Origin of the sequence: Streptomyces sp. NPDC079020, assembly GCF_044542225.1 — a bacterium.
Classification (GTDB): domain Bacteria; phylum Actinomycetota; class Actinomycetes; order Streptomycetales; family Streptomycetaceae; genus Streptomyces.
In genome coordinates, this window is record NZ_JBITUB010000002.1 from 537,828 (window position 1) to 544,084 (window position 6,257).

At 70.8% G+C, this 6,257-nt stretch carries 7 protein-coding genes; 3 read left to right on the top strand and 4 right to left on the bottom strand.

Annotated features, from left to right (window positions below):
• Position 1 precedes the first annotated feature (1 nt).
• The 4 genes from ACIGJO_RS06310 to ACIGJO_RS06325 all read right to left on the bottom strand — a co-directional run bounded on the left by ACIGJO_RS06310 (position 2) and on the right by ACIGJO_RS06325 (position 4,601).
• A complete protein-coding gene (locus ACIGJO_RS06310; protein ID WP_399952835.1) occupies positions 2 to 1,726 on the bottom strand; it encodes an ABC transporter substrate-binding protein in 1,725 nt (574 codons plus the stop codon).
• A 248-nt stretch (positions 1,727 to 1,974) separates the two neighbouring features.
• A complete protein-coding gene (locus tag ACIGJO_RS06315; protein ID WP_323179525.1) occupies positions 1,975 to 2,070 on the bottom strand; it encodes an Ms4533A family Cys-rich leader peptide in 96 nt (31 codons plus the stop codon).
• 78 nt (positions 2,071 to 2,148) lie between these two features.
• On the bottom strand, positions 2,149 to 3,651 hold the full coding sequence (locus ACIGJO_RS06320) for a DUF3152 domain-containing protein (RefSeq protein WP_399952838.1): 1,503 nt from the start codon (positions 3,649 to 3,651) through the stop codon (positions 2,149 to 2,151).
• A complete protein-coding gene (locus ACIGJO_RS06325) occupies positions 3,636 to 4,601 on the bottom strand; it encodes an alpha/beta fold hydrolase (protein ID WP_399952841.1) in 966 nt (321 codons plus the stop codon). The genes ACIGJO_RS06320 and ACIGJO_RS06325 overlap by 16 nt, the downstream gene beginning before the upstream one ends.
• A gap of 111 nt (positions 4,602 to 4,712) precedes the next feature.
• On the opposite strand from ACIGJO_RS06325, the gene ACIGJO_RS06330 reads away from it, so the two are divergent.
• The 3 genes from ACIGJO_RS06330 to ACIGJO_RS06340 all read left to right on the top strand — a co-directional run bounded on the left by ACIGJO_RS06330 (position 4,713) and on the right by ACIGJO_RS06340 (position 6,100).
• Entirely contained in the window at positions 4,713 to 4,928 is a 216-nt protein-coding gene (locus tag ACIGJO_RS06330; RefSeq protein WP_399952844.1) for a hypothetical protein, read from the top strand.
• A gap of 170 nt (positions 4,929 to 5,098) precedes the next feature.
• Positions 5,099 to 5,740 carry a TetR/AcrR family transcriptional regulator gene (locus ACIGJO_RS06335; RefSeq protein ID WP_329946214.1) on the top strand — a complete coding sequence of 214 codons (642 nt, stop codon included), beginning with the start codon at positions 5,099 to 5,101 and terminating at the stop codon, positions 5,738 to 5,740.
• Between the two features lie 132 nt (positions 5,741 to 5,872).
• Positions 5,873 to 6,100: a DUF3107 domain-containing protein gene (locus ACIGJO_RS06340; RefSeq protein WP_073717986.1), complete on the top strand. Its 228-nt coding sequence runs from the start codon at positions 5,873 to 5,875 to the stop codon at positions 6,098 to 6,100.
• The last annotated feature ends 157 nt before the right edge of the window (positions 6,101 to 6,257 follow it).

A 6,257-nucleotide genomic window follows, 5' to 3' on the forward strand; every position in this document is an offset into this window, starting at 1 on the left:
GCTACTTGACCGCGACCTGGGAGATGTCGAGGACGCCGGTCCAGTCGCTGATGACGACGTTCTTGATGTCCTGCCCGACGAGCCGCTTGTAGACGGGGTGGAAGAGCGGCACGGTCAGGGCCTGCTCACCGATCTTCTTGTCGAGCGCGCCCCAGCGCTCGGCGGCGGCGCTCAGGTCGGTGAGCTTGTTGATCTCGTCGATCTCCTTGTTGACCGCCGGGTCGTTCAGGAAGCCGGAGTTGAAGTTGGCGCCGTCCTCGACGATCTGCCGGCCGTCGAAGATCGGGGCGAGGAACGGGCCGCCGGAGGGCCAGTCGGCTCCCCAGTGGGCGAGGAAGAAGCCGGGCTCCTTGGTGGCGCTCTGGGTGGTGTCGGAGTAGTCGTTGCTCTCCAGACCCCGCAGCTCGACCGTGATGCCCGCCTTCTTCAGCGCGGCCTGGAGGGCGGTGGCGATCTCCGGGCTGGTCTCGAAGTCCCTGTCGTTCGAGTGGGTCAGGGTGACGGTCAGCCCCTTGGCGTAACCGGCCTCCTTCAGCAGCTCCCGGGCCTTCTCGGCGTTGCCCGTCTTCCCGGCCGGGAAGTGGTCGTACGGCGTGTGGCCGAAGGACTTCTGGTTCGGCAGGTAGGTGGTGGCGGGCTCGGCGAGCGAGGAGCCGCCCGCCGCGTTGACCACGGAGGAGCGGTCGACGGCGTACGAGATCGCCTGGCGCACCTTCGGGTTGTCGAACGGCTTCACCTTCGGGTTGAAGGCGATGTAGTTGGTGTAGCCGAAGTGTCCGGTGCCGACGCGGACGGCGAGCTTCTTGTCGCCGGTGACCTTGGCGAGTTCCGCCGGGCCGAGGTTGGTGTCGGTGGTGACGGCCGCGGCGTCGGCGCCCTGGGAGGCGGAGAGCCGCTGGTTGATGACGGCGGAGTCGAGCCCGGAGCGTACGTCGATCCGGTCGGGGTAGGCCTTGCGCTCCTCGTCGGTGTCGGCCGACCAGTGCGGGTTGCGCTCCAGGACGAGCCGCTCGCCGTCGTTCTCGTTGCTGACGACCTTGTACGGACCCGAGGAGACGGGGTGCTCCTCGTACTTGGTGCCCTTGTCCTTGGCCCTGGGCACCGGGGTCGTCTGGGTCTGGGTGGCGAGATAGGGGAATTCGCCCTCGGGCTTGTTGAGGTGGAAGACGATGGTCTTCGCGTCGGGCACCTCGATGGAGTCGAGGCCCTTCTTGTCCTTGTACGGGCCCTGGTAGTCGGCCCCGCCGATGAGCCAGTCCCGCAGGTACGGGGCGCCGCCGGAGAGTTCGGCGGCGAAGGAGCGTTCGATGCCGTACTTGATGTCCGCGGAGGTGATCGCGGTGCCGTCCTCGTACTTCAGGCCGTCCTTGAGGGTGTACGTCCAGACGGTGGCGTCCTTGCTGGGCGTGCCCAGGTCGGTGGCCAGGTCGGGGACGACCTTCGCGCCCTCCGCGCCGTCCTCGCGGTTGCGGGTGGTGAGCGTGCGGAAGACGAGCGAGGGGACGTTGCCGCCGCCGGAGGTGTAGAGCCGGGCGGGGTCGAAGTCCTGCTGCGGGTTGCTGTTGAGGACGGTGAGGGTGCCGCCCTTCTGCGGCTTGCCCTCGGCGCCGGAGCTGCCCTCGCCGCCCTTGCTGTCCTCGGGCCCGCAGGCCGCGGCACCCGCAGCCAGTACGAGACCCACGGTTGCCGCTGCCACGCGGCGCGATATGACGGACGGTTGACGCATCGGAAGGTGACCTCTCGGGTGTCCTGCAAGCAGGATGAAGGTGAAGAAAGCAGAAAAATGACCCGTGCAGGCGGCAGCGAGAGGGGAGACCGGGACACCGGAGTGCCGAAGAATGCCGAAAAGCCGCGCCTACGGACGGAAGGTGCCGGGCGCGGCGGTCAAGGGCGATCCATGGAGCCCGCGGGCGGGCTCGGCGGAGCCCTGAACGGGCTCACGGAGGAAGGGGTCGACGCGCGCTCGGGCGGGCGTCAGCGACAGAGAACGTCGGCTACGCAATGCCCGGCCACGCCGATGAGCGCCAGCTCGATGGCGGCGCGCTCGGAAGTGACCAGGTTGCGTGACATGTCGAGAAATATGAACGACCGGCCGGGGCGATGTCAACGCGGAATGAGACGCCCATCCCAGTATGTGGACAATGCGGATCAACTGCCGGGGTGCACCCACGGGTTGGCCCTGCATTTGATCCCGCCCACATTCAGGGACTTCGTCTGCTGCTGCATCACGGGAGCCAGCGAGCCCGGTGTGTCACAGCTCTCGTGGTCGTGGCCGAGACGGTGGCCGACCTCGTGATTGATCAGCATCTGACGGTAGGCCAGCAATGCGTCCGGGCCGTACGTGGACGAGCCCTGCGCCCACCGATAGGCGTTGATCATGACCCGGGGGGTCGCGGCGGAGTCACAGGAGACATTGTCGACGGTGATATCCAGTTCGGATTTCGCGCACCAGTCGGCGGTGGTCCCCGGGCTGGCCAGCGTTATCACGAAATCCGGTTCGCCGGAGGAAATCCGCTCGAATGTCATCGCACCGTCGTGCGCCCAACTCCGGTCGTCATTCAGTGTTTTCTGAACGACATCGGCGAAGAAACCGCCGTCGAGAGCGAGTCCCTTTTCCACGTCGACGCGATAGCGGTACTTCTGCCCCTTGCCCGGCGCCTTCGCCAGCCCCGGAACGGCGTCGAATTTCCCGGTCGCCTTCAGTTTCGGATCGAGCGGATAGGGCTTGGCCAGTTTCTCCGCGTACGAAAGGGGCTTCACCGCGGGCTCCTCCGCCCTGGGAGCGGGCCGGGCGTCGGAGCGGGAGCTGCCCCCGGTGTCGTCCCGGTCCACACCCGCCGTCCGCGGGGTGCCCGATCGCTCCTCGGCGTCCTGGGCCACCTGTCCGGCCACCACGACCGCGAGCACGGTGGTCACCGCCGCGGCGGCGATACCGGTGACGGTCCGGCCCAGGCCGCCCCGGCGGGCACCCGAGCCGGCACGGTCACCGGCGCCCCGGGTGCCGTCCGGGCCCCGGGTGCCGTCCGGGCCCCGGGTGCCGTCCGGGCCCCGGGTGCCGTCCGGGCCGTCGGTGTCCGGGAGGCGCGGGCCGGCGGGAGAGACCGCTGCCCCCGGTTTCCCGGAGGGCGGTGCGGCGGAGGGTTCCACGGTGTCGAAGGCGTCGACGAACTCCCTGCGCGGGCCCGGTATCAGCGGGGCGCCGCCGGGTGCGGGCCGGGCCGCCGTACGCCCGTCGGCCGCGCGCTGCGCCGCCCGCTGGGCCGAGACCTGGCGCGCCACGGCCTCCTGACGGGCGGTGGGCCCGGGAGGTCCGGCGTACTGGTAGGGCGGTCCGCCCTGGCCCGGAACGGCCGGCCGGCCCGGCGCCTGCCGGTCCTCGGACCACGGGTGCTGCGGTCCGGCTCCCCAGCCGCCGCCCTGTTCACGCTGTTCGGGGTGGCCACCGCGGACCTGCGGGGCCTCGTGGAACGGGGTGTGTCCCTCTCCCCCGGGCGGCCCGGGGGCCGTCCGCCTGCGCCGCCCGCTGCCCGGTGCGGGGCGGGGTGTCGCGCGCTCGCCGCCCGGGTCCGGTGCGGCCGGGGCCTCCGGACGGGTGGCCTCGGGGCCCTTTCGGCTGTGTCGTCCCACGCCCCGGATCAGCTCCCGCCACATTCGTCGAGCAGTTCCCGGAACGCCTGGGCGACCGCCTCCGGGTACTCCATCATCGCCACGTGCCCGGCGTCGGGCAGTGCCAGCAGCCGCGAATCGCGGAAGGCCGCGGACGCCCTGCGTGCCATCCGGTACGAGACGAGCCGGTCCCGTCCGCCGTACACCAGTTGGGTCGGTGCGAGCACCCGCTCGGCCTGGCGCCACAGCCCGTGCTGCCCGCCCAACGTATAGGCATCGACGATGCCCCGTGCGGAGCGCGACATGGCGTCCCAGAAGTACGGCAGTTCCAGCCGTCGCTCCATCTCGGCCACCGCGTGACGGAAGCCCTCCTCGGAGATCCGCGCCGGATCGCCGTAACAGAGTGCCATGACCCCGCGCGTGCGCTGTTCCGCCGTCCAGTCCTTGGTGAGCCGGGAGAACAGACCCGCGACTCCGGGGATCGCCAGCAGCCCGGTCGGCAGGGCGGGCCGCTGCACCCTGATCTCGGGCAGCGCGGGCGAGATCAGGGTCAGGGTGCGCACCAGGTCGGGGCGGACGGCGGAGACCCGGGTGGCGACCGCGCCGCCCAGGGAGTTGCCGAAGAGATGGACGGGTCCGCGCCCTCCCGCGTCCAGCAGCCGGATCACCGCACGGGCGTGTCCGGTCACCGAGTAGTTGCCGTCGTCCGGCGGCGGCGAGTCCCCGAATCCCGGCAGGTCGACGGCCTCGCCGTCGACCACGTCCGCCAGCAGCGGCATCAGCGCCGACCAGTTCTGCGAGGAGCCGCCGAGCCCGTGCACATAGAGCGCCGGAGCCAGCCCGGCCCGCTCCGCCGGCCGGGCACGGACGGTCAGACTGAGTCCCGGCAGCGAGACGGAGCGCAGCTTCTCGCCCTCCGCGACCCTGACGGCACTGACCGTGGGGGCCACCGCTGCGGCGGCGACGCGGGTACCCGGCAGCTCGGTCGAAGACATGCGGGCAATGTTACGAGACGATCACGCGCTGATTCATGTGTTCGCGGTCACAGGAAACATCGCGGCGCGGGAGGGTTGCTCCTAGGCTTCAAGGGAAGGAAGGGAGCCACCATGACGGTCGACCCGAGCGACCCGGAGACCTTCGAGGACATTCAGCCGGACGCGGCGGACCCGGAGACCCCCGAAGCCGACGCCGCCGAGCAGCGGACCGACCTCCAGCAGCGGGCCGACGAGCCGCTGACGGACATCGACCGGGACACCGTCAATGAGGCGGATGCCGCGGAACAGAGCCGGACAGTCGCACAGGACGAAGACGATTACCGCTAATTCGCCCCGCTTTGCTCCCTGACTCGATGATTCTGTGGCTACCGCAGTCGTCCGGTCCGTGAAATTCTGCGTCCGCGCCGCGCGCACCCGGGTTACCGAAAAGTACGATGGCTGTACGGCGCAGCGTGTACGGAAAACGGCTGTGTTTGATCACAAATTTGGGAGGCGGCGTGACAGCCATCGAGCAGACAGAGGCAGCGCGCCCGCGGGGCACCCGGCTGCCCCGCCGCGCCCGACGCAATCAGCTGCTGGGGGCCGCGCAGGAGGTCTTTGTCGCGCAGGGCTACCACTCCGCGGCCATGGACGACATCGCCGAGCGTGCCGGGGTCAGCAAGCCGGTGCTCTATCAGCACTTCCCGGGCAAGCTGGAGCTCTATCTGGCCCTGCTCGACCAGCACTGCGAGTCGCTGCTCCACGCCGTGCGCACGGCGCTGGCCTCCACGACGGACAACAAGCTCCGCGTCGAGGCGACGATGGACGCCTACTTCGCGTACGTGGAGGACGAGGGCGGCGCCTTCCGGCTGGTCTTCGAGTCCGACCTGACCAATGAGCCCGCGGTCCGCGAGCGGGTCGACCGGGTCTCCCTCCAGTGCGCGGAGGCCATCTCCGACGTCATCGCCGGTGACACGGGACTGTCCAAGGACGAGTCCATGCTGCTCGCGGTCGGCCTGGGCGGTGTGTCGCAGGTGGTGGCCCGCTACTGGCTCTCCAGCGGCTCCAGCATCCCGCGCGACACGGCGGTCCAGCTCCTGACCTCGCTCGCCTGGCGCGGCATCGCGGGTTTCCCGCTGCACGGCATCGATCAGCACTGACCGACGGCTGCGGCCGATCGTGTTCGCTGCGGGCGTTGCCGGTCGGGCCATGACCTCCGGCACCTGCGGGCTAGTGTGGCTGCGTACGGCGCGGCTCACCGCGCAGGGACTGACCGTCGGAGGGACATAGCCGTGGAGGTCAAGATCGGGGTGCAGCACACGCCCCGCGAGATCGTGCTGGAGAGCGGACTTTCCGCCGAGGACGTCGAGAGCGCGGTCGCCGAAGCTCTCAACGGCAAGGCGCAGCTGCTCAGCCTCACGGACGACAAGGGCCGCAAGGTCCTGGTGCCGGCCGACCGGATCGCGTACGTGGAGATCGGCGAGCCCAGCACCCGGCGTGTGGGGTTCGGCGCGCTGTAGCCGACACGACGCAGTGAACGGAGAAGCGGGGGGGGGGGGGGGGCGGCCCCCCCCCCCCCCCCGGCACCCCCCCCCCCCCCCCCCCCCCCCCCCCCCCCCACACCCCCCCCCCCCCCCCCCCCCCCCCCCCCCCCCCCCCCCCCCCCCCCCCCCCCTA